Annotated in this window: 18 protein-coding genes; 10 read left to right on the top strand and 8 right to left on the bottom strand. The window is 47.4% G+C overall.

What is annotated here, in order from left to right; translation table 11 throughout:
* The first annotated feature begins 21 nt into the window (after window positions 1-21).
* The 4 genes from nhaC (at window position 22) to pgi (ending at window position 5,214) form a co-directional block, all read left to right on the top strand.
* Window positions 22-1,527 (top strand): Na+/H+ antiporter NhaC, encoded by a 1,506-nt coding sequence (gene nhaC, locus ACJJJA_RS05935; RefSeq protein WP_444885882.1) that lies wholly within the window; start codon window positions 22-24, stop codon window positions 1,525-1,527.
* Window positions 1,520-2,596 carry a DUF3549 family protein gene (locus ACJJJA_RS05930; protein WP_444904010.1) on the top strand — a complete coding sequence of 359 codons (1,077 nt, stop codon included), beginning with the start codon at window positions 1,520-1,522 and terminating at the stop codon, window positions 2,594-2,596. Before nhaC ends, ACJJJA_RS05930 begins: the two co-directional genes overlap by 8 nt.
* Window positions 2,597-3,085: 489 nt before the next feature.
* Window positions 3,086-3,280 (top strand): hypothetical protein, encoded by a 195-nt coding sequence (locus ACJJJA_RS05925; RefSeq protein ID WP_252084792.1) that lies wholly within the window; start codon window positions 3,086-3,088, stop codon window positions 3,278-3,280.
* Window positions 3,281-3,591: 311 nt separating this feature from the next.
* On the top strand, window positions 3,592-5,214 hold the full coding sequence (pgi, locus tag ACJJJA_RS05920) for a glucose-6-phosphate isomerase (protein ID WP_444888190.1): 1,623 nt from the start codon (window positions 3,592-3,594) through the stop codon (window positions 5,212-5,214).
* Between the two features lie 82 nt (window positions 5,215-5,296).
* Here pgi and ACJJJA_RS05915 read toward each other — a convergent pair whose 3' ends face one another.
* The 4 genes from ACJJJA_RS05915 to sbcB all read right to left on the bottom strand — a co-directional run bounded on the left by ACJJJA_RS05915 (window position 5,297) and on the right by sbcB (window position 10,277).
* A complete protein-coding gene (locus ACJJJA_RS05915) occupies window positions 5,297-6,061 on the bottom strand; it encodes a slipin family protein (RefSeq protein WP_252084790.1) in 765 nt (254 codons plus the stop codon).
* An 85-nt stretch (window positions 6,062-6,146) separates the two neighbouring features.
* Window positions 6,147-7,580: an NfeD family protein gene (locus ACJJJA_RS05910; RefSeq protein ID WP_444898924.1), complete on the bottom strand. Its 1,434-nt coding sequence runs from the start codon at window positions 7,578-7,580 to the stop codon at window positions 6,147-6,149.
* Between the two features lie 118 nt (window positions 7,581-7,698).
* A complete protein-coding gene (locus ACJJJA_RS05905; protein WP_252084788.1) occupies window positions 7,699-8,715 on the bottom strand; it encodes an aspartate carbamoyltransferase in 1,017 nt (338 codons plus the stop codon).
* 110 nt (window positions 8,716-8,825) lie between these two features.
* Window positions 8,826-10,277: an exodeoxyribonuclease I gene (sbcB, locus tag ACJJJA_RS05900; RefSeq protein WP_444905228.1), complete on the bottom strand. Its 1,452-nt coding sequence runs from the start codon at window positions 10,275-10,277 to the stop codon at window positions 8,826-8,828.
* Window positions 10,278-10,412: 135 nt separating this feature from the next.
* Here sbcB and argS point away from each other — a divergent pair, with 135 nt between their 5' ends.
* From argS to ACJJJA_RS05885, 3 genes are all read left to right on the top strand, one after another.
* Complete coding sequence (gene argS / locus ACJJJA_RS05895; protein ID WP_444904009.1) at window positions 10,413-12,149, top strand: arginine--tRNA ligase; 1,737 nt, start codon at window positions 10,413-10,415, stop codon at window positions 12,147-12,149.
* A gap of 163 nt (window positions 12,150-12,312) precedes the next feature.
* The gene (locus tag ACJJJA_RS05890) at window positions 12,313-13,200 is read left to right on the top strand and encodes a dTDP-4-dehydrorhamnose reductase family protein (protein WP_444904008.1); all 888 of its coding nucleotides are present in this window, start codon (window positions 12,313-12,315) and stop codon (window positions 13,198-13,200) included.
* A gap of 205 nt (window positions 13,201-13,405) precedes the next feature.
* On the top strand, window positions 13,406-14,875 hold the full coding sequence (locus ACJJJA_RS05885) for a nucleoside hydrolase (protein WP_444904007.1): 1,470 nt from the start codon (window positions 13,406-13,408) through the stop codon (window positions 14,873-14,875).
* Between the two features lie 117 nt (window positions 14,876-14,992).
* Here ACJJJA_RS05885 and ACJJJA_RS05880 read toward each other — a convergent pair whose 3' ends face one another.
* The 4 genes from ACJJJA_RS05880 to ACJJJA_RS05865 are packed head-to-tail and all read right to left on the bottom strand — an operon-like array spanning window position 14,993 to window position 20,372.
* Window positions 14,993-16,174, bottom strand: coding sequence for a hypothetical protein (locus ACJJJA_RS05880; protein ID WP_444904006.1), 1,182 nt, complete (start codon window positions 16,172-16,174; stop codon window positions 14,993-14,995).
* 10 nt (window positions 16,175-16,184) lie between these two features.
* Window positions 16,185-16,961, bottom strand: coding sequence for an outer membrane lipoprotein-sorting protein (locus ACJJJA_RS05875; RefSeq protein ID WP_444885890.1), 777 nt, complete (start codon window positions 16,959-16,961; stop codon window positions 16,185-16,187).
* Between the two features lie 20 nt (window positions 16,962-16,981).
* Window positions 16,982-19,309, bottom strand: a complete 2,328-nt coding sequence (locus ACJJJA_RS05870) for an efflux RND transporter permease subunit (protein ID WP_444904005.1) — start codon at window positions 19,307-19,309, stop codon at window positions 16,982-16,984.
* Window positions 19,310-19,361: 52 nt separating this feature from the next.
* Window positions 19,362-20,372, bottom strand: a complete 1,011-nt coding sequence (locus ACJJJA_RS05865) for a class I SAM-dependent methyltransferase (RefSeq protein WP_444904004.1) — start codon at window positions 20,370-20,372, stop codon at window positions 19,362-19,364.
* 527 nt (window positions 20,373-20,899) lie between these two features.
* Here ACJJJA_RS05865 and moeB point away from each other — a divergent pair.
* From moeB to ACJJJA_RS05850, 3 genes are read left to right on the top strand one after another with little or no spacing between them, the layout of a single operon-like run.
* On the top strand, window positions 20,900-22,069 hold the full coding sequence (gene moeB, locus ACJJJA_RS05860) for a molybdopterin-synthase adenylyltransferase MoeB (protein ID WP_444904003.1): 1,170 nt from the start codon (window positions 20,900-20,902) through the stop codon (window positions 22,067-22,069).
* A 27-nt stretch (window positions 22,070-22,096) separates the two neighbouring features.
* Entirely contained in the window at window positions 22,097-22,507 is a 411-nt protein-coding gene (locus ACJJJA_RS05855; RefSeq protein ID WP_252084779.1) for a M67 family metallopeptidase, read from the top strand.
* Window positions 22,508-22,528: 21 nt separating this feature from the next.
* A complete protein-coding gene (locus ACJJJA_RS05850; RefSeq protein ID WP_252084778.1) occupies window positions 22,529-22,801 on the top strand; it encodes a MoaD/ThiS family protein in 273 nt (90 codons plus the stop codon).
* The last annotated feature ends 9 nt before the right edge of the window (window positions 22,802-22,810 follow it).

The raw sequence follows: 22,810 nt of genomic DNA, 5'->3' as shown, positions 1-22,810 counted from the left end.
GCAGTCAAGCAGGAGTCCACCTTGTCTCAAGCCACCCCCACCAATGAACCGCGCACGCCCAGCCTGCTGGATGCGTTGATCCCCTTGGGGATCCTGGTCGCTCTCTTATCGCTGTCAGTGTACTTCTATGGCGCCGACTCCTCTTACGGCCCCAACCAAATTGCACTGCTGTTGTGCGCCTGTGTAGTTGCGCTGATGGGCATGAAAAATGGCCACAGCTGGAGTGATATGGAAGGCGGCATGCTGCACGGCATCGGCCTGGTATTCGGCGCGATTCTGATACTACTGGCAGTGGGTGCTTTGATCGGCAGTTGGATATTAGCCGGTACCGTGCCGTCGATGATTTATTACGGGGTACAGATACTCTCGCCCCAATGGTTCTACGCCGCCAGTTGTATTATCTGTGCCGTAGTGGGTCTTAGCATCGGCTCCAGCTGGACCACCGCAGGCACACTGGGTGTGGCTCTGATGGGGATTGCCGGTGCTCTTGGCTTGTCCCCGGAAATCACTGCGGGTGCGGTAATTTCCGGCGCCTACTTTGGCGATAAGATGTCGCCGCTATCTGATACGACTAACGTGGCTGCGGCGGTAACATCGAACGATCTGTTCCAGCACATTCGCCATATGATGTCGACCGCGATTCCAGCCTTCGTTATCGCCCTGGTGGTGTTCGCGTATCTCGGCCTCACTTCTGAAGCCAGCACTGCCTCCGCCTCAGATATCGAGTCTTTACTTACCGCCCTGAAGAGCGAATTCAAAATCTCCCTGATCAGCCTGCTGCCTCTGATCTTGCTACTCGCTATGGCCTGGCGCAAAGTCCCCGCCTTCCCCACGTTGATCGTCGGCTCCCTGGTGGGCTGTGCCATCGCATTGATTTTCGAACCGGAGACTGCCCGCCGTCTGGGGGGAGATGAAGGTGCCCTGGCCGCACTCAAAGGCGCCTGGTACAGCCTGTTCGATGGCTATAAATCCACCTCTACGAATGAGAATGTCGCCGCACTCCTCTCGAAAGGCGGTATGAGCAGCATGCTCAATACTGTGTGGCTGATCACCTCCGCCATGGCCTTCGGTGGCGCCATGGAGCGCGCCGGCTTCCTACAAGTGATTGTCAACTGGACTCTGTCGCGTATTAAAACCGTGGGCGGCTTGGTGACCTCCACCGTATTCACCTGTTTCGGCATGAACGCCGCCGCTGGCGACCAGTACATGGCAATTATTATTCCGGGCCGTATGTTCAGAGAAGCCTTTGAAGAGAAGGGCCTGCATGGGCTAAACCTGTCCCGTACACTGGAGGACTCCGGCACCATCACCTCCGTGCTAATCCCCTGGAATACCTGTGGGGCCTATATGACGGCTACCCTTGGCATTTATACCTTCTCTTACCTACCCTATGCCCTGTTTAACATCATCTGCCCGCTGCTAGCGATCGCCTACGGCTGGTTGCACTTTAAGCAGATGCCGATCTCAGTTGCGGCCACAGCACCCTCCGATAAAAAAGAAGGAAATCTACAAAGCTGTCATGAGTGAAAGCGGTACCCTGAGCGCTCTGATAGAAGAGGCGGACTTTAAATTACGCTGGTTCGATCTGGGCCGGCGTCTTCAATCTGTACCAAAGTCTACAGCCGAGGCTTTCGAGGCGGGCCAAAAAGCCTGGCCTCACCCCTATTTGCGCCAGGCCTGGAGCGGGCTCTTACTGCAGCCCGTTGAGGGTGGTCAACCGGCGGTATGGTTCTTGCGCTTTCCCCTCGATGAGCAGGGCAAGCTACAGCTACAGGCCCGCGATGGCTTGCTGCGCGCCCTGGCCCAAGAGCTGAAGCAGGCGCCCGCTTCGGAATCCGCAGCGCAGCTGGACCAATTACTGCAACAAAGCGGTCTACTTTATACCCCTTCCAACGAGCGCCAAGCTGCATTTCACGCGCACACCCAACGGCTTCTGAAGCGTACACCTAGCGCGCACTATGCAGCAGTACTCGACTATTTTCACAACCCCCAGAAGTCCCGCTGGGATAACCTGGCCCTACAGGGCATTGCCGATCTATCAGCCCGCTGGGACTCCCAGAAAGAGCTTCTGTTAAATCAGTTGCCCCATATTGCTGCGCCAGTTTTTGTCAATCTGTGCCACTGTCTGGAAAATGAAGCGGTCGATCACCAGTTGGTAGAAGTCATCGCCACTCGGGCACGTGACTCTTTACACGATGACACTCCAGATTTCACCCTGATTGCAGCTGCAGTGCGTGGTATCTCTCATTCGCCGGCGCAGGGGTTGCGCAGCACTTTACTGCAAGAAGTTTTAAAGCATCTGGCACAAAAATCATCGAGTGGCACTCAGAGCATCAAGGCCAAGTCTCTAGAGCTTCTCGCTGCCATCGGCAGCCGCTGCCCCCAAGACCTAGAAAATCCACAATTAGCCAAACTCTGGCTCAATGCACTGGCAGATAGTAATAACCAGGATACCTTTAACTTATTGCTCTCTGACTTGATGTTTCTGCCCAAGGTGCGCACTTCTCTACTGAGTACATTACGGGACCCCGAACGGAATGAAACCCTAGCTCAGGCCTTCGGTCATTTCCTTCATGGACCCAAACCCATTCACTAGGGTCTTCAATCTGGCAATGATGTAGCAAAATTTCAGCCTACCTCATTGCCATGTTTCATTGCTTATCTTTACACATTTCACCTATAAGTGAATTTCGCCATATTCATAAAAAATGTACTCATCCACGTAACGAATAAAAGACTGCCATTTTTAAATTCGCCAACTTCTATTCCAGCAATAGTTCACCTAAAATCCCGCTAAAGAAAACTGCAACAAAAAACATTAAAAAATAAATTCCAACGCCTTCCGCCGTCACAAAAAACAATACACTTAGCAGCGCCTCAGAAAGAAAACGCTATTTTTACAGCCTAAAACCCCACAAATTGGCGCAAACTTCTCCCTGACTTTGCACCTGACAGCTATTTTTTTCCTGCGCCTATTACACTCAATTAGGCGGCTTCTTTGTAAAACACATTTTACAAAGCTGACCAACAGGTGACGTTTTATTGGCTATGCTAATGGCTAACATCAACGGAAAGGAGTTAGGGGATGAATTTCACTCCAGCCAAGTACTTAATCGGTATTATCAGTGCACTGGTTCTAGCAGGTTGCTGTAGCCCTCCGGCACCGCCAGCTTACTGCCCACCAGGTGCTGAACAAATTCCAGTTTCCATGGCCTGCCCTGCAGATGCTGACTGCTGGATGGCTTCTGACAGAGTACGCTGCATGAAAGTGGTGAAGTAAAATCTTTTCAAGCAGAACAGCGTGGTGATTCATACTAAATGAGGTTTTGACTAAATTTACACTGACAGACACACAAGTAACAAAGCATTATTTAGTATGGATCACCACCAAATGCCGCTTTAACGAGCGGCATTTGTTTTTTCTCTCCCCCATTCTTAGCGAAGACTCTTTTCTTGTAATAGACTGTACCGTCTCTAATACTGGTCCCGCGAAAGTAATAAGTTAGGATGGCCAGCCCGTTGACACCAAGCGCCATTCAGCTTGGGAAGACCGAAAAAAATTACTCAAAAGAGAGTTTATTAACGACCACCATGACAAGTGAAACTCTGGCCCTGAGCCGTGCCTCTGCAATCAGACAACTCCAATTTCATTTCAAACAACAAAAGTGGTCTTTACGCGAACTTTTCGCCACCGATCCCCAGCGCACAACCAGTTTTAGCTGTGAAGCCTCTGGTATCTATCTGGACTTCAGTAAAAATCACCTGCGGCAGGACACTCTGCAACTGTTACTCGACTATGCCGAAGATCAGGATTTGGGCAGCCAGATTGCTGCCCTGCTTGACGGTGCCAATGTCAATAATACCGAACATCGACCAGCCCTACACACCGCCCTTCGCTTTCAGGGAGCGGCAAAAACCGAACACGAACGCGCCGTGGCCGACTGCCGCGTTCAGATGCAGCGATTTGCCGATAGCATCCATCAACAAAAATGGCTCGGATTCAGCGGCAAAGCTATTCGCCATATCGTCAATATCGGCATCGGTGGCTCCGATCTCGGTCCGCGCATGGTGGTTGAGGCTCTAGGCTCATGGCATAAGGAAAGTATTCGAGTACATTTCGTAGCAAATATTGATGGTGCCGACCTCAGTAGTACCCTCAAAGGTCTCAACCCGGAAGAGACTCTCTTTATCATTGCCTCTAAGTCTTTTTCCACTCTGGAAACCCGAGAGAATGCTCTGAGTGCACGTCAATGGGTACTAGCGGCAGGTGCCACTGAAAAACAATTATCCCAACACTTTGTTGCCGTAAGCAGCAATATTGTGGCCGCACAAGACTTTGGTATTGCCCCAGAAAATATTTTCCCTATGTGGGACTGGGTAGGTGGCCGCTACTCACTGTGGTCGGCCATTGGTCTGCCGATCATCCTGGCCTGCGGCTACAACGTTTATGAGCAACTATTGGCCGGTGCCCATAGCATGGACACCCATTTTGCCAGTGCCCCTCTGAAGGAAAACCTGCCGGTATTGCTGGCTCTTATTCAGTTCTGGTATCGCCAGTGCTGGGGTGCCAGCAGCCAAGTGATTCTGCCCTATGCTCAGCGTCTATCCAAATTTCCTGCCTGGATGCAGCAATTGGATATGGAGAGCCTGGGTAAAAGCGTGGATAAAGAGGGCAAGCCTCTGGAGTATCCCAGCGGCAGTGTGATCTGGGGCAGCGAGGGGACCAATGGACAGCACTCCTTCCATCAACTATTGCACCAGGGCACTGACCTGATTCCAGCGGATTTTATCGCCATCAAGCAACCGACCTCTGAGCTAAGCGAGCAACACCGCTGGTTACTGGCTTGCTGTATCAGCCAGAGCCAGGCTCTACTACGGGGCAAATCCCTGCACGAAGCCCGCCAGGAACTGGAAGATGCCGGCTATACCCACCGCGAAGCCCATGCGCTGGCACCACATAAAGCCATTCCCGGTAATCGCCCAAGTAATACTTTGATACTGGAAAAGTTAGACCCGCATCACTTGGGAGCTCTGTTAGCGCTTTACGAGCACAAGGTATTCACCAGCGGTTGCCTTATGGGAATTAACCCATTTGACCAATGGGGGGTAGAGCTAGGCAAACAGTTAAGTGCGCAGATTTATAATGCCGCAGATGGAAATGTTCCCGAGGATTGGGATAGTTCAACTCGCTCTCTGATGGAAAAGCTCTTGTAAGACCATTTACAGAGAGCTCCACTAAAAAGGCCACATCAAAATGTGGCCTTTTTAGTTATGTTTCACAGAGAAAGAGAATTCTTTATTTCTGCGCCTCAGCACCACGCTTCAATAGAGGCTCAATCAAATCCAGTGGAAGTGGAAACACAATGGTTGAGCTATTATTTGCTCCGGCAATATCAATCATGGTCTGCATGTAGCGCAAAGTAATGGCGTTAGCATTTTGAGATAGCTGATTGGCAGCTTCTGTTAATTTTAAGGCTGCCTGGGCTTCGCCTTCTGCATGAATTACCTTGGCTCGTCGTGCCCGCTCTGCTTCAGCCTGCTGGGCAATAGCACGCACCATGCTCTCATCCAGGTCGATATGTTTAATTTCGACATTAGTGACTTTAACACCCCAGGCATCAGTTTGCTCATCAAGGATTTTTTGAATATCCACATTGAGTTTGTCCCGCTCGGAAAGCATCTCATCTAACTCATGCTTACCCAGTACAGATCGAAGCGTCGTCTGGGCCAGTTGGCTGACAGCTTCGTGATAAAATTCAACATTGATAATCGCTGACTGTGAATTAACAACCCGGTAATAAACGACCGCATTCACTTTTACTGAAACATTATCGCGACTGATCACATCCTGTGTAGGGACATCCATCACTACGGTGCGCAAGTCCACGCGCTCCATGGTCTGGATAATTGGGATGATGATAATCAGGCCAGGTCCTTTCACCGTCTGAAAGCGCCCCAGAAAAAAGACCACCGCACGCTCATATTCCCGCAAGATTCGGATGGCATACATCAATAGCAGTAATACCGCGAGCACCAACAGCCCAACAAAATAACTGACCATGCTTATCTCTCCCTATAACTGCTTGTAAATTTTGCTGGGGTAAATTCGCACCAGCAAAAGCCAATTTAAATGCCAACCGCAATGACTAGCCCGGCTCAACATAGAGCAGCAAACCACGCTGGGCGATAACACGCACTCGCTGCCCAGGCTCCAGTGGCGTCTCACAGTGCGCCCGCCATATTTCACCACCGAGGTGCACCAGCACCTCTTCTTCGCTCACATTGCTCACCACCGCCACTCGTCCCACCAGGGCCTGATCGGAGGCAAGTCGCGGTTTGCGCAAACTCCTGCCCACCGCCATTAAAAGACCCAAAAGAAAAACACCACTCACTCCAGCAATTGCCGCGATGAGTTTTCGCGATACCTGCATGCCCGGCACATCGGTATCGATCAGCATTACTGAACCAATCACCAAGGCAATAATCCCACCAATTCCCAAGGCGCCAAAACTGGGCATAAAGACTTCCGCCACAATCAAAAGCGCCCCAACAATAATCAACGCCAATCCGGCATAATTAATCGGCAAAACCTGCAAAGCATAAAATGCCAAAAGCAGGCAGATAATCCCCACAATGCCGGGCACAAAAGCGCCGGGGCTATACCCCTCGAAAATCAGCCCATAAATACCGATCAATAAAAGAATATAAGCCACCTGGGGATTGGTAATCAGAGCCAGTAACTCATTACGCCAATCTGGCTCGTAATTTTCTATGGGGAGTTGGGCAATCTCTGCTGAAATGGTAATTTCACCGGAATCAAGAGATACTTTACGTCCGGCCACTTGCTTCAGTAAATCCTCGTCATTCTTGGCAACAATATCGACAACATTCATCTCTAGCGCTTCCGAAGCGGTCAGAGTTGCCGCTTCACGAACGGCCTTCTCCGCCCACTCGGCATTGCGTCCATTGCGTTGTGCCAAGCCTCGAATAAAAGCAACGGAGTCATTAACCATCTTGCGCTCCATGGCGGTGCCGGATAATGGCTTTTCCTTTTTGTCCTCGTCTTTACCTTCCTCGTCGTCTTTATTCGCTTTCTCTTTTTCCTCTTTTTGGTCGCTCTCTTTCGGGTTGCCACCTGGAGATGGCGTTCCCGGTGGTCCGCCTATTTGTACCGGCGTGGCGGCCCCCAGAGTTGTAGCCGGGGCCATGGCTGCTATCTGGCTGGCATAGAGGATATAGGTGCCGGCACTGGCTGCACGGGCGCCCGAGGGGTACACATACATGGCAATAGGGATAGGAGAGGAAAGGATATGCTGAATAATATCTCGGGAAGCCGCATCCAGACCGCCTGGAGTATCGATATGTACAATGATTAACTCAGCGCCGCGCTCACCAGCACTCTCAGTGGCACGCTTAAAGTAATCCGTCGTAGAGGGGCCTATAGCGCCATCAATAGTCAACAGCGCCACATGGGGGGAAGTACTTTCCTGTGCGGCACTTTTTGAAATCAAAACGACGAGAAGCAGCGTCAGGATGAGCGCGCCGCGCAAGAATACCGCTGACGATATCTGATTCGACATGCATCTTTCCCTGATGCGATTGCGGAGAAACCCGGGCCAGCCATCGTATTTCTGGCCGGGGTAACTCAATCAGATTAACAGAAAAAAACGGCGTTATCCGAAAACAAGGAAAGTGACGTTAAACTGGGTTGCGACGGCTATGCCAGTTAACTTCGCGGGCGTATTTATCCACTTGACGTTCCACCCCTAATAGCAGGGCGAACAGAGCCATACGCACCAGCAGGCCGTTATCGGTCTGGCGGAAAATCGCCAGGCTAGGATGTTCGTTCAGGTCGGTATCCAGTTCGTTGGCCTCTGCGCGTGAATCCCTCGGCAGGGGGTGCATAATCACCGTATTGGGCTCTGCGTAGCGAGTAAAAATCGCCCGGTTAAGGCGGAAACGCCCGCGATAGCGGTTGGCCTCATCCTGAGAGGCAAAGCGCTCTTCCTGGATACGGGTGGAATAGACGATATCCACATGGGCGATCGAGGATTCCAGCTGGTCGGTCACCGTTACCTCGTGCCCCACCTCACGCAGCTTCTCCACAATCGCATCGGGCATTGCCAGCTCCGGTGGGGAAACCAGAGTGATATGCACACTGCCAAATAAGCACAGCAGCTTGCACAGGGAGTGCACGGTACGGCCGTGTTTGAGATCGCCAATCATGGCAATGCGGAAATCATCCAGGGTGCGGCCATGGGCGGCCAGCTCTTTGCGAATAGTGTAGAGATCCAACAGCGCCTGGGTGGGATGCTCATTAGCGCCATCACCGCCGTTGACCACCGGCACGCGACTCGCTGCGGCAAATTCTGCCACAGAGCCCTCCTGAGGGTGGCGCATACAAATCACATCGCTGTAGCCCGACAGTACCCGTGCCGTATCGTAGAGGGATTCTCCCTTAGCCATAGCACTGGCAGTAATCCCCACAGTTTCCCGAACCGTGCCACCCAATAAGTTAAAAGCAGCCCCAAAACTCAGGCGGGTACGGGTGCTCGGCTCCATAAACATATTGCCGAGAATCGCCCCCTCCAATACGCGCGTTACTTTTTCGCGCTTTGCATAAGGGGTCATGGCGTCAGCCACATCGAATACGCGCTCTATATCGGCACGTTCGAACTGGCTGACGGACAGAATATTGGCTCCGATAAAGTCCATGGTTACTCCAGTGATTGCGCCTTGTGGGCGCGGGTGTTCGCGAGCGGCATTCTACTCGGGCACCGCAATAGAGCCCAGTGAAAGAATGGCCGCTGGCGCGATTCAACACATTAGGCGAGTAGGCTATCGCCCCAGTTTTCCAGCTCGGTAATCAGCGATATCCGCTCTGGATGCTGTACTCGCAGTTCGGACAGCTGGCGGAAGTAATCTTCGAGGGTGATAGAGGCCCCTGCGGTGGGATCGGTTAACCGCTGGAAACACCAGATCTGCCAGCGCTGATGTTCCTCGTCCGATAGGGTCTCTGGGAAGTTGCGCGCACGCATGCGGAACAATAACTCGGGTAAGCGCTTGTCACTGAATGGCACTTCGCCAGCCAGGGCTTCGGGCCCGCGGGCTGCCAAGCCGCGGTGCAGCTCACGGCAGATATCGCGGTCGGCATCGCTAAGGAAACCGCCGTAGAGATCCGCCTCTACATCTTTCTGGGGAAACTCCCGATCCAGAAATACGTTGTGCAGTTTCTCGGTCAGATCAACGCTTTTCAACTTCTGCCAGTTGGCTTCGCAAGCCGCCCTATCGATGCCCAGCTCACTGGCGCGTTTATCGTCGAGCATATTGGCTGGGGCCAATATCGGGCACTTGTTCAAGTGCACCAGTTTCAGCCCAACCGGCAGTTCGCTTTCGCCCAGCTGATCGCGAGCGGTATAGAGGCGCTCACGCAGCGTATCCGCATCCAGGTTGAGTAAAGGCTCGGGGTCCATCGCTAAATTGGCAACAATTACGGCGTTGCGATTCACCGGATGGCTGGCCAACGGCATCACGTAGGTCAAATGCCCATGATTGGCAGAGATCTTGCCGGAGATATGCAACAGCGGGCGGCGCTCACGCATATCGATCATCTTGGCGGCTTCCTGCTTTCGGCGCAGGCGGAAAACATAATCGTAAAGCTTCGGTTGTTGCTTGCGGATCAGCCGCGCCATATCTATCGTAGCGTGGACATCAGAGAGTGCATCGTGAGCGCCCTCGTGGGAAATTCCATTGGCTGCAGTCAGTTCTTCCAGGCGGAAAGACGGCGCACCGTCTTCGCGTGTCGGCCACTGGATACCCTCCGGGCGCAGGGCGTAAGTGAGACGCACCATGTCGATAATGTCCCAGCGGCTATTGCCGGAGCGCCACTCTCGCTCATAGGGGTCGAGCAGGTTGCGGTACAGGGTGTAGCGGGTTACTTCGTCATCAAAGCGCAAACTGTTGTAGCCCACTCCGCAGGTACCCGGCGCACCCAGTTCAGCGAGGATACGCTGGATAAATTCAATTTCCGGCACGCCGTTAGCCAGGGCCTTTTGCGGGCTGATGCCCGTCACCAGACTCGCCATAGGCTGCGGCAGGCAGTCCGCCGAGGGGCGACAGTAAATCATCAATGGCTCGCCGACGATATTCAGTGCTTCGTCGGTCCTGATACCGGCAAACTGCGCCGGTTTGTCGGCACCCGGGTCTGTGCCCCAGGTTTCATAATCGTGCCAATAAAGTGTGGTAGAACTCACGGTACCTCCATAATTTGGCGGCATCATACCACTGAGCACCACACCATCTGGACACCTGTACCCAGATTTGAGTCGCTCTCCAGCCCTCGCTGGTTGCAAAGCCGCCACCGCCCATTAAAATTCGGCGTTTCCACGAATTTAAGACAGCTATAACCCTCTATGAATATTCGCCAACTCCTCTCCGACAAATTCCAGGCCGCCATGCTTGCCGCCGGTATCCCCGAAGAATGCGGCCCGATTGTGGCACCTGCGAAGAAAGCCGGATTTGGCGACTACCAGGCCAATGGCGCTATGGGCGCCGCCAAGCGACTGGGCACCAACCCGCGTGAGCTGGCCAGCAAGATCCTTGAGCAGCTGGACAAGGGCGATATGATCGAAAAGGTCGAGATCGCGGGTCCTGGCTTCTTAAACATCCATCTGAGTGAACAGTGGCTGAGCCAACAGCTGTTGGCTGCCCAAGGCGACAAGCGTCTCAATATTGCCTCTGTTGAAGAACCCAAAACCGTAGTCATCGACTATTCCCACCCCAATTTGGCCAAGGAAATGCACGTAGGCCATTTGCGCACCACCATTATCGGTGATGCCTTGGCGCGCTTATTGGAGTTCCAGGGCCACAAGGTGGTCCGTCAAAACCATATGGGCGACTGGGGCACCCAGTTCGGTATGTTACTGGCACATCTGTCCGACAAGCTGGCAGACAATGCTGCGGAAGTAGCCCTGGCCGACCTGGAAGCCTTCTACCGCGAAGCCAAAGTACGCTTCGACGAGGAAGAGGGTTTTGCAGACCGCGCCCGTGAATACGTTGTAAAACTGCAGGGCGGCGACGAACAGTGCCTGAAACTGTGGAAACAGTTTATCGATATTTCTATCAGCCACTGTGAAGAGATCTACTCCAAGCTCAATGTCACCCTAAAGCAGGAAGACGTTTACGCGGAGAGCCAGTACAACGACGATCTGCCGGTGCTGGTTAAAGAACTGCTGGATAACGACATCGCCGTAGAGGACCAGGGTGCTATCGTAGTCTTCCTGGAAGAGATGGCCGATAAAGAAGGCAATCCAAGCCCGATGATTATCCAGAAAAAGGGCGGTGGTTACCTATACGCTACCACCGATCTGGCTGCCATTCGCTACCGCGCAAACCAGCTCAATGCAGACCGTATTCTCTACGTAGTGGATGCCCGTCAATCCCTGCACTTACAGCAGGCCTTTGTCGCTTCACGCAAAGCGGGCTTTTTACCAGAATCCGTTTCTCTTGAGCACTGCGCTTTTGGCACCATGATGGGCGACGATGGCAAGCCGTTTAAAACCCGCACCGGCGGTACGGTAAAACTGGCCGCCCTGCTAGAGGAAGCGGTGGAGCGAGCAGAAAAACTGGTAGCCGAGAAGAACCCTGAGCTGGATGCACAAACCTGTTCGGAAATCGCGCGCAAGGTGGGCATCGGCGCGGTGAAATATGCGGACCTGAGCAAGACCCGCACTAACGATTACATCTTCAGCTGGGAATCCATGCTCAGCTTTGAAGGCAATACGGCGCCTTACCTACAGTATGCCTATACCCGCGTGCGCAGTATTTTTCGCAAGGCCGGTATTGAGGCGAGTGAACTCAAGGGCGATATTAATCTGGAAAGCCCCCAAGAGCGCGCACTGGCAGTAAAACTGAACCAATTTGGTGAAGTACTGGATCAGGTAGCCAAAGACACCTTCCCACACGTGCTCTGTACTTATTTGTACGAGCTGGCCAGTGCCTATATGAGCTTCTACGAAGCCTGCCCGGTATTGAAAGAAGGGGTAAGTGAAGAGCAGAAGCACAGCCGTCTGCAGCTGTGTAACCTGGTGGCCAGCACTATCGCGACTGGCCTCGGCTTGCTCGGTATTGAAGTTATGGAGCAGATGTAAATTGTTCCTGCCCGGCCATACCTCCAGCAAATTTGCAGGCTGGCTGGCCGGGCGGCTCTCTGGCCGGCAGGCTTCCCTAGCCTCCAGCCAAACTATCCTGCACCATTCATTGCCCCACATAGGCCACCGCTTCCCCACTGGTCTAATTAAAGGAAAGTAACCCGTGAAAATCCTGATTACCGGCGCCTCCGGCCTGCTGGGCCGTAGTGTATTTAAGCAACTTTCCAACAACCCTACTTTTTCCGTAATCGGCACCGCTTTTTCTCGCGCAGGCGAAAACTTAATTCGCCTGGACTTATCGGATAGCAGCGCAGTGAAAGCTTCCCTGAACGATATCAAGCCGGAAGTGGTGATCCATTGTGCCGCTGAGCGCTGGCCAGACCGCTGTGCTGACAATCCAGATACCGCCTGGCAACTCAATGTCAGCAGCACAGAGTTGCTGTCCAAGCACTGTAGCGAAATCAATGCACAGTTGGTGTATATCAGCACAGACTATGTCTTTGATGGTACTGCCCCACCCTATGCCCCTGATGACACACCCAATCCCGTGAATTTCTACGGCCGCAGCAAGCTGGCGGGAGAGGAAGCAGTATTGAAAAACGGTAACCATTGGGTTTTAAGATTGCCCTGGCTGTTTGGACCCGTCTCCTACCTGGAGGAATCGGGTATTACCGCCCTATTAGAGACACTGCGAGAACAAAAACCCGTCACACTGGATCACTGGGCAATTCGTTTTCCCACCAGTGTGGAGGAAGTGGCAGAAGTATTGGAGCAATGCCTGTTGAAAACCCAGCGTGGCACCCAATTTGAAGGTATCTATCAGTGGAGCGGCGACACCGCCTGCACCCGCTTTGAACTTGCGCATATTATTGCCAAAGTGTGCAAATTGAGTGCTGACCATATCAGCGCAGATAGCAAACCCGATTTTTCAGTACCGCGCCCCTACAATTGTCAGCTGGATAAATCGCGCTTAACAAACCTGGGCATTAAAGGGAACGAACCATTGCCTCAGCAACTAGCACGCAACCTGAAATCTTTTATCCAGAATTAAAAGCTAATGGAAAACGAATAAAAGAAATTAAATGGTATAGGGATATACCTGTGCCGGCCTAAAAGCCGGCATTAACTTTTGTAATTGAGCACTATTTATAGCTAACAAGCGTTAATAGCAGTTATTACAGGAGTGGCCATGTATCGACACAGGGAAGGGTCGTGAAATCGCCAATTAAAGACTCTCGAACCATAGGGAAATATAGATGAAATTAAAACGTTGGCTATCTGCCGGAGCCCTGATTCTTGGTAGCTTTGCAACCCTGGCCTCCTGCCATGCGGATAATGGTCGCCATGTAAAGCGCCTGCACCAAGCAACCAAAAATGAAGATGCCCAACCGATTATCTGGATCGGCGACTTCAATAACTTTGACGATGCCGTAGCATTGATGCTGATTGCCAAAGACCCGCGCTACACCCTGGAGCTGGCAGTGGTTGAAGACTCTTTCAATACTGTAGCGCACGGAGCCAATACGGTTTACAACATCCTCGAGTGGTTGGGTAACAACGATACCAAAGTGATACGCGGTGCCTACTTTGCCACTGAGGAGGTCGCTTACGGGGCTAACGGTAAGGCTTCCAGCGCTCCGGTAAATGACGACAACGCTGTAACTGACCGCGATGATTACCAGCTGCCCAACTCCTCCGATTTCAGCACCGGCACATGGAATCTGGAGCGCCGCAATGCCATGGGCATTAACCTCTATGGCCAGTATGTGCCCGGTCCCTGGCGTGACAACGGCTCCACCTTATACGGAACTGACCACCTAATCCCCCGCGCAAAACAGGAACACTACCGCTACCAAGGTAACAATGGTGTCTCCTTCAATTTTGAACTGGCCGAAGACATTATCCTGGAAACTCTGGATAAACTGGAGCAACGCCCAGTGGTTTTCAATACCGGCAAACTCACCACACTGGCCCGGGTACTTGGAAAAGCGAACGAAGAGCAGCTGGCAAAAATTGATCGTGTGATTATGATGGGTGGAGGCTTTGAGAATTATGAGCCGTTTACCGAGAATCACCAAGCAGCCTGCTTTGGCGATAAATCTAGAAATCTGGGCGGCAATATTTTCTCCCACCCAAGTTTTGGCTGTGACAGCGACTTCAGCACCCACCAGGAATTCAATATTCTACTCGACCCACTGAGTGCGCAGTGGGCCTTTAACGCCCTGAGTGAAAATGATATTGAAACCTATTTGGTACCCACCAACTCTACCGACATGGCCAAGGTACAGGGCAGCACCATCGAAGCCCTGGCTAAACGTCGCGCAACCCCTGAGGCCTGCTATACCTCTAAACTCCTCAGCTCTATCCGTGAATTTGAAGGTGGGGATTTCCAGGGTAATGGTGACTTCGCTATGGATGCAGTAATTCGCCTGTGGGATATTATCGCCGCACTGGTACTGTTGGAGCCTGAAACTCTAGAAATGGATCTGGTGACCGGATTTATTGAAGTCGACCAGTTAAATACCGGTCTGGCTGACAGTATGACTCCTTACGACCCCATTTCCTTCGACCCCACCGTGGGTAAAACCACTTTTGCCGAAAACGGCGAGGGCCTAGAAGTGAATGTCGTAATGGGTATCAACCACGATGCCGCACGCACTACAATGATTGAGCGCCTGCGCGATCGTTTTAATTCTGCCCGTAAGGGATCTAGATGTAGACTGTAATTTACTAAATTGAAATTAGCCCCCCGTACTCTATTGACAGAGTGTTATGAGGGATATTGGGGGGCATTCGAAGATCCTTAATAAGGTAATTTTGAGAAATTAGTCAACCCTAAAGTACTAGTAATAATATTCTAAACCTACCTCTAAATAATCATCTTTTTGGAAACTACTCAATGGATCCTCTTTACCATAACTATTAAAAATCCATCCATTCACCCTCCACAGCCAAGAATTTGTAATCCTGCTCGATGCTTCAAGCTTTATAGCTCTGGAATTAAAATAATCAAGATCCTGGGTTACCCCCAGCAATATCTCAGTCCCTGCGATATCATTAACTGTAAGTCTAGTTCCTATAAAAATATCTTGCTGCCATGCTGTCGTAGCACTCTGTCCACGGGAATCATACAAAACTTCCGTTAGAATACCTAAATCCATATTTGTATCAGTGATCCCTACAAGGCTGTATTCAAAACCTGCGGTTATTGCAAAGTACTCTTTTTCACCAGTATCACGCCATAGAGCTTCGGAAACCCAAGAAAAATCTCCTTTTAGCCACTGGGCATCAATTCCAACTTGTCTAATCTGCCGGTAAAAAGGTAAAAATTGCTGCTGGTTATAGATAAAATCAGGATCTCTACCAGTGCCCTGGAAATAGCTTACCCCCAGATCAACCGAATTCATACTAGTAGAGTATCTAACTGCAAAATCCAAATGCCTATTCCCTTTCGAGGACTTATACTGAGCAGACGAATTTTCAACGCCTAAACTAAGTCTCCCATCCTCACCTGGAAATGTACGTTCTCGAAAATAAGGGAGTAGAAAACCCTCAACACTTCCCCATTCCTTAATCCATGAAACATGAAGCATTGGCTGACCGAGTTTATCCTCATTATCTAATGATTCGATACTGTCAGTTTGATTAATTATATCCACTAGATGCTGAGACTCAGTTACACCCCAAAATACCTTACCTATTCCAAGATCAACCTCAAGATCTACCTCTTTAAAGTGATATCGCACCATAAATTCACGGATATCCCAGTGAGACCGTTCATCATCTAAAGCATCTAACCGTAAAAAAGGTACTACAGTGATGCTAGCACTGTCTTTCAAAAAAGATTGATAGAGTTCTGGTTCAACAAAAACAGAAGGCTGAAAGGTCTTCTGACCAACCTCGCCTCTAGCAAGGAATTGGCGATACTCAACTGCAGCAATCCCTCGTAATTCGACACAACTAGCACTAGAGGCGGAAGCAAGTAGAAATATAAAAAAAAGACAATTAAAGATGTGTAGCTTCATTGTAAAAAAATCAACGTATTCTTTTAAGCGTCGCTACATTAAAATCATCTTCACCCAACCCTACTTTAAATTTAAGATCATGAATGGTGAGCACAGTACTTTTGCCCGTCTGATGGTTTATCATTGTCAAAACATGTGCCCGCCAATATTGCTCCAAATATTGGCGATAGTCCTCCAAATGTAATGTTTTTAATAACTCCCCCTTTCGATCGTAAAATTCCGTTCTAATTGGTTGATAGTGATCTTTATCAATCCAGACTACCTGTCTTGTATAGCCAGAATACTCATCAGTAGGTATTTGTTCCACAACAAGGGTTTCCCTCCCCTTTATTAGCTCCTCTCTTAGATAGCTGAACTTATATTTCTGCAATTCAAAGGAAGTCATGTCTTCATAGGCAAATTCACTACTCATAAAAGGCCCTGATTTATTTCGTGAGGCTATTCGCTTAACTCTCTTTAACCGAGGTAGATAAAGCCACTGATCATCTGGACTATTAATGTGAGAATAGGATAAAAAAGCAGTTCCTTTTACATCACGAGGCTCATCAAATACAGTTAATCCTCTATCTCCATCACCTTCAATTTCCAGAGTTCTAACCCTAAGTTCTCTTGAGCTAGTTTCACCCAATGCATTTTTCAACAACATACTGACAGTTGCAATTGAGTCTCTCCAGCCTTCATCTCTTACCTTTCTCTCTTTGGCAATTTCCAGCCCCATTTCGGTATTCGCCATCGCGAGGGAAGCCAAAAGAAGTAACAGGCAAGTTAAAATTCCATTCTTTATCATGATTTTTCCTATTGATATTTTTAATTGGCAGCAGACAAAAGCTCATTGTTGGCCTTGGCTTGCACAATATCCGTTCTTCTATCAAAAATTAAAAGCACAGCTGGCAGAAGTAAGAAATCGACAACTAGGGCAATTGTAATCACTAAAGCACTTAAAAGACCTAAATCTGAATTCAACCGAAAACTAGATAATGCAAGAACAAGAAATCCAGCAACCAGTACGAGAGAAGTTACCCAGAGAGCACGCCCCACGGTATTAAAAGAGTAGGATATTGCTTCTTCCACAGAGTTTCCCCGCCGACGAGAATATTGATATTTACTCAAAAAATGAACAGCATCATCCACCACAATACCCAATGTAAGTGACACGACAACAGACAAACCTAGATTCACCTCTCCTGAAATAAACGCCCATAAACCAAACCCCAATAAAACTGGAACCAATGTAGGTAACAAGCTGATTATTCCAATCCTCAAAGACTTTAATGCAATAACTAAGAGTGTAGAAATTAACACTAAAATAATTGGTAATGATTTAAGCATGCTGTGCATGTTTGTCTCTCCAATATGTGCGAACATAAGAGAGGGACTAGATGCAACTATTTCATATTGTGGAGCATTACTACTGAACCAGTCATATATTTTGTTTTCAAAATCAACAAGCTCACCGCTACCTAAATTTTTAGTTGTCAATTGCAGTTTAACCGCTGATTTATCAATATCGACTTCATTATTAATATCTAATCCATAGGGCAAGGAAAGTTCATACAATAGAAGATATTGTGCAGCCAACTCTCTATCATTGGGTAACTTGTAGTATTCTTCCTTGTCACCATGTAGGTTTTTATTTAACCTTTTATAGGTATCCACTAGACTAGCAACATGATCTATTTGTGGCTGCATACGAAGCCAATTTGTAAAATCATCTAGCATAGAAATAAAATCAGGATCAACTACACCCTGCGATTTACCAGACTTGACAGCAATACTAATATTAGTCATGCCGCTAATATGGTTCTCCATAAAATCGGCAGCAATTCTAAATTTATGACTGGAATCAAAGTACTCTATCGGCTCATCATTTATTCGATTCTGCATCACCATATAGCCAGCAATCAAAACCACAATAGTGGAGACACAAAAGATACTTCGATGGTAACGAATTATCAGATTTGGCAGCAATTGAAATAATTTAGAATAAACACCTCCTCTTTCCTTATATACTTTTACTGGTATCAATAATAACAGCACTGGCAAAAGGAAAATCGAAAAAACAAAAGCCAACATAACTCCCAAAGCAGATAAACTACCCATATGCCGTAAGACAGGCGAATCAGAAACATTCATTATTAGGAATCCGATAGCCGTCGTCACAGAAGTAATTAAAATAGCCATAAAGTTCAGTTTAAAACTATGAACAACAGCTTCTCGATTCCCCAATCCCTGCCTTTTGCCTTCATTGACAGAGGTAATCAAGTGTACACAATCTGCCACTGCCAAAGTCATTATCATTGTGGGAACATTAACTGTGGCAATGCTCAAATACATTCCTGCCCAACCATAAATCCCCATAGTTGCCACTACACTTGTAACAACAATAACCAAGGTTAAAATTACATAGGTGATCGACCTTAGCGTCATAATTAATAATAAACTAATTACCGCAAACATTACTGGCACTAAAGTGAGAATGTCTTTTTGAGCAGCCTTGGTAAAGGAAGAGTTCATAGCAACGATGCCAGCCTGATGAAATGAAACATCAGGGTATGACTCTTGATAGGAAGCAAGCATCCTATCTGAATGGTCCGTGATTTCAGCTACTCGAGCGGTCTTATCGCCTGACGGCAATTGAAAAGTGATATTAATAACTGCGGAATCACCTGTTTTTGAAACCAAGGCCCCCTTAAGCCTTGGGGCATTCTCAGCAACAAACTTAACTTTATTAATATATTCTGTATTTAACGGATAATTCTTGAATACGAGATTTTCAACTAAAAGATCATCTTCTTGAGCCTCAGTATGCTGATAGTTGGCAATTGAATCCACTCTACTGGAATAAGGAATATTCCAAGCATCTTCTGTGAGGAGCATTATCAATTCGAGATATCTTTCAGTATAAATATCGCCAGTTTCTGGCGCTATAATTATCGCCAAACTGTCAGTCTTGTTAAAGGTACCTTCAATCTCATTGAACGCCTGAAGCTCTTTATTCGAATCGTCAAAAAAAATTGCATAATCACCACGAAAAAAAAGGTTTTTAGCACCAACTGTACAGGCAACAAAAAAAAGCAAAAAAATAGACAATACCAATTTTGGACGCGATAGAATCCCTCTAAATAGTTGCTCCATTATATATGGTCTCCCAAGAGAATATTTTTCTAACAAAAATTAGTAACCATTACTAAGCAATTCCACTCACCAGCTCGATATCACCAAACGGAGTCTTCAAGACTTGAGTAAAGATATCTTTAAAGCAAGCTTCAGCAAGAGCTTTTTCTACTGAACCAGCAGATAAAGAGAGTGGACCCAACTTTAGTTCTGCGTGAATACGACCAACAATGTGAAACTCAGGAGATGTTCTTTCGCTGTTCAGCTTTTCATGAAAGCTAAGGAACATTCCACCAGGATTAAGAGATTGACGTATTTTCTCTAAGGTATGAGTAAGATCATCGGCGTAATATAAGACCATCGAAGCAAAAACTAAATCATATCCGCTCCCTAGAGAAGCTGTGTTCATATCACCTTCTAAAACATTTATCTGTGCTTTTTGAAAAACTTGTTTTTTAATTAGAGAGGCAATACCAGGCAAATCAAAAATTGTTACTTTAAGATCTTGCTTAACCGAAAGTAGATCTATAGCCAACTGCTCTGAACCTGCTCCGAGATCCAATATATGATTAACATCAGACCAGTTAGGCTGTGACATTAGAACATCTAAAACTATTGGATTTCTAACTGATAAATGAAATAACCTAAGGCCTTCTATCATATCGTTCCAAAATTCTGGATCTTTCATAGTAGGGCCATTTTTCTTCTGATGCTTACTGCTCAGGAGGTCAATAATCTCAGATTCACTTACATGCTTTATCTGACTGAGATGTTGCAATAACCCACACAAAGAAGAATCTGAACCAGAAGTCAATAAAGAACGATAGGAGCTACTTATTTGATACTTTCCTTTAAACTTATTAATCAACCCTATTGAAACCATTGAGTTAAGGAAAAGTTCAGCCCGGCTCTCTAGAAAATCAAAGTGAAGAGCAACGTCCTTAACTGTACGTGCATCCTGCAGATAATCAAATATTTTAAGTTTTATCCCTGCTGATAGAATCTCCCACCGTAAAGGAGCCACTAGAGTATCAAATAAAAAAAATTGAGCATCATCCCCAAAGGAGGATTTATTAAACAACATTGATAATTCCAATATTTTCTGACAATAGATATCTAATCACAAACTTTATAATCAAAGATTACCCAATAAGACAGATGACCTGAAAACCCAGCGGTTAACAATTGAGATTTCTAAACATAGTCAGATTAAATTATTTATAAAATTTAAAAGCTAATAACTAAAGCTTTAAGCCATTTATTGACAAATTGGTAACAGGGTTAAGTAGAAAACGCAATAAATAGCTATAGATACCAAACAGATCTAAATCTCATTCCAGAGTTCCTATTTGCTCCAAAGTAACCTGTAGACAAAATTAGCTTCAGGATTCACATCGCTCCTTGATACTTACTTTAAGAGAACACAATAGGCTGCTCTGCAATCGTTTCCTATCATTACAGGAGCGAAGGAATATCAATTGCTGAACGCCGTTAACCCTTTCGACTGTTCGTGATATGACAAAATCTTGAGCCTAATTTTATATCGAACCTCAATAAAAAACGGTTTGATAATCAAATTCGATAGATAAAAGATATAACAAGGACTACGTAATGACACTGCCCCCGCTTGTCAGCCCCGTTCACGAACTCAGTAAACAAGAAATGGAGAGGTATAGCCGTCACCTACTGTTGCCAGATATTGGAATCGATGGGCAGAAACGGTTAAAAAACAGTAAAGTTTTGATTATTGGTGCAGGCGGACTCGGATCACCGGCATTACTGTATCTGGCTGCAGCGGGAGTAGGAACACTCGGTATCGTAGATTTTGATACGGTAGATGCCTCTAATCTTCAGCGTCAAGTTATCCACGGCCAATCCAATATAGGTGAAAATAAACTAGATAGCGCAAAAGCAACAGTTCAAGAGGTCAACCCTTTCGTTCATGTTGAACTGCATGAAACACGTCTAGATAGGACAAATGCTCTAGAAATAATTTCAGATTATGATCTTATTTTAGATGGAACAGATAATTTTGCTACTCGTTACCTAGTCAATGATGCTTGCGTAATGGCCAAAAAACCTTATGTATGGGGTTCAATATTCAGGTTTGAAGGCCAAGCCTCTGTTTTTTGGGAAAATGCTCCTGGCGATATAGGAATCAACTACCGTGATCTATATCCAGAGCCGCCCCCCCCTGAGCATGCACCTTCCTGTTCGGAGGGAGGGGTGTTAGGAGTCCTATGCGCAGCAATAGGCTCAATTATGGCGACTGAAGCCATAAAACTACTCACCGGTATTGGGAGTCCTCTTATTGGGAAATTGATGGTCTATGATGCACTGGATATGACCTTCCGTAAATTACCCATTTATCGTAATCCCGATAGACAACCAATTACAGAACTCTGTGACTATGAATTTTTTTGCGGACTAACTAAGCCTTCGCAAGCACAAGAAGAAATTCCCACTTTAACACCCACTGAATTGCATAAAATTCGGCAGACAGGAAAATCGCATCTGCTGATTGATGTAAGGGAGTCCGGAGAGCGAGACATCTGCTGTATTGAAGGTGCTATTCATATTCCTAAAGCTGACATTCTAGCCGGGCGTGGATTAGAGTCGGTAGATAAAAACACCTTCATAGTTTTACACTGCAAAGTTGGTGGAAGATCCAGACAAGCTCTGGCCGCTTTAGAAAATCAGGGGTTCACTAATCTTTACAATCTCCATGGAGGCATTCTTGCCTGGATTAAAGATATTGAACCTGAACTTCCAGCTTATTAACACTAAAGCACAGACTGGAAATTTACTATGCTGAAGATTTTAGATGTACATATAGAATCTATTATGAATCAAGCACTTGCTGAGCACCCTATAGAGGCTTGCGGCATTATTCTTGGTAAAAAAGATAATCAAGTACCCCATAGAATAGTGCCAATGCAAAATGCAGCACGCTCTGAAAATTTTTTTGCATTTGACCCTAAAGAACAGTTTAAGGTCTGGCAAGAAATGGAAGAAAAAAATGAAGTGCCAATGGTGTTCTATCACTCACATACAAACTCCCGAGCCTTTCCAAGTAAAGAAGATATTCAACATGCTTGGTATCCTGATGCCAGTTATGTTTTGGTTTCAACAACTGGGGGTAAACCAGGTGAAGTGCGTAGCTATCGCATAGTAGACAAAAAGGCCATCGAAGAAACAATTAACGTAGTATCGCAATAAAACAAATAGGCAGATAAAAGCATGTCAGTGAAAGTAAAGATTCCCACTATTTTACGAACTCTAACTAACAATCAAAAAGAAGTAACCTCTGAAGGACAAACAGTCAAAGAGTTAATAGAATCTCTAGAATCGCAATATCCAGGGATCAGAGACCGCTTATTAAAAGAAGGGGAAGTTCACAAATTTATGAACATTTATGTAAATGAAGATGATATCCGCTTCAAAAACCAATTAGCTACAGACATAAAGTCAAGCGATGTCATTACTATACTTCCAGCTGTCGCAGGTGGCTAATTAAAAGCA

It is taken from the genome of Microbulbifer mixtoriginis (SeqCode) (assembly GCF_052466865.1).
This window is presented reverse-complemented; position numbering and strand designations above follow the sequence as displayed.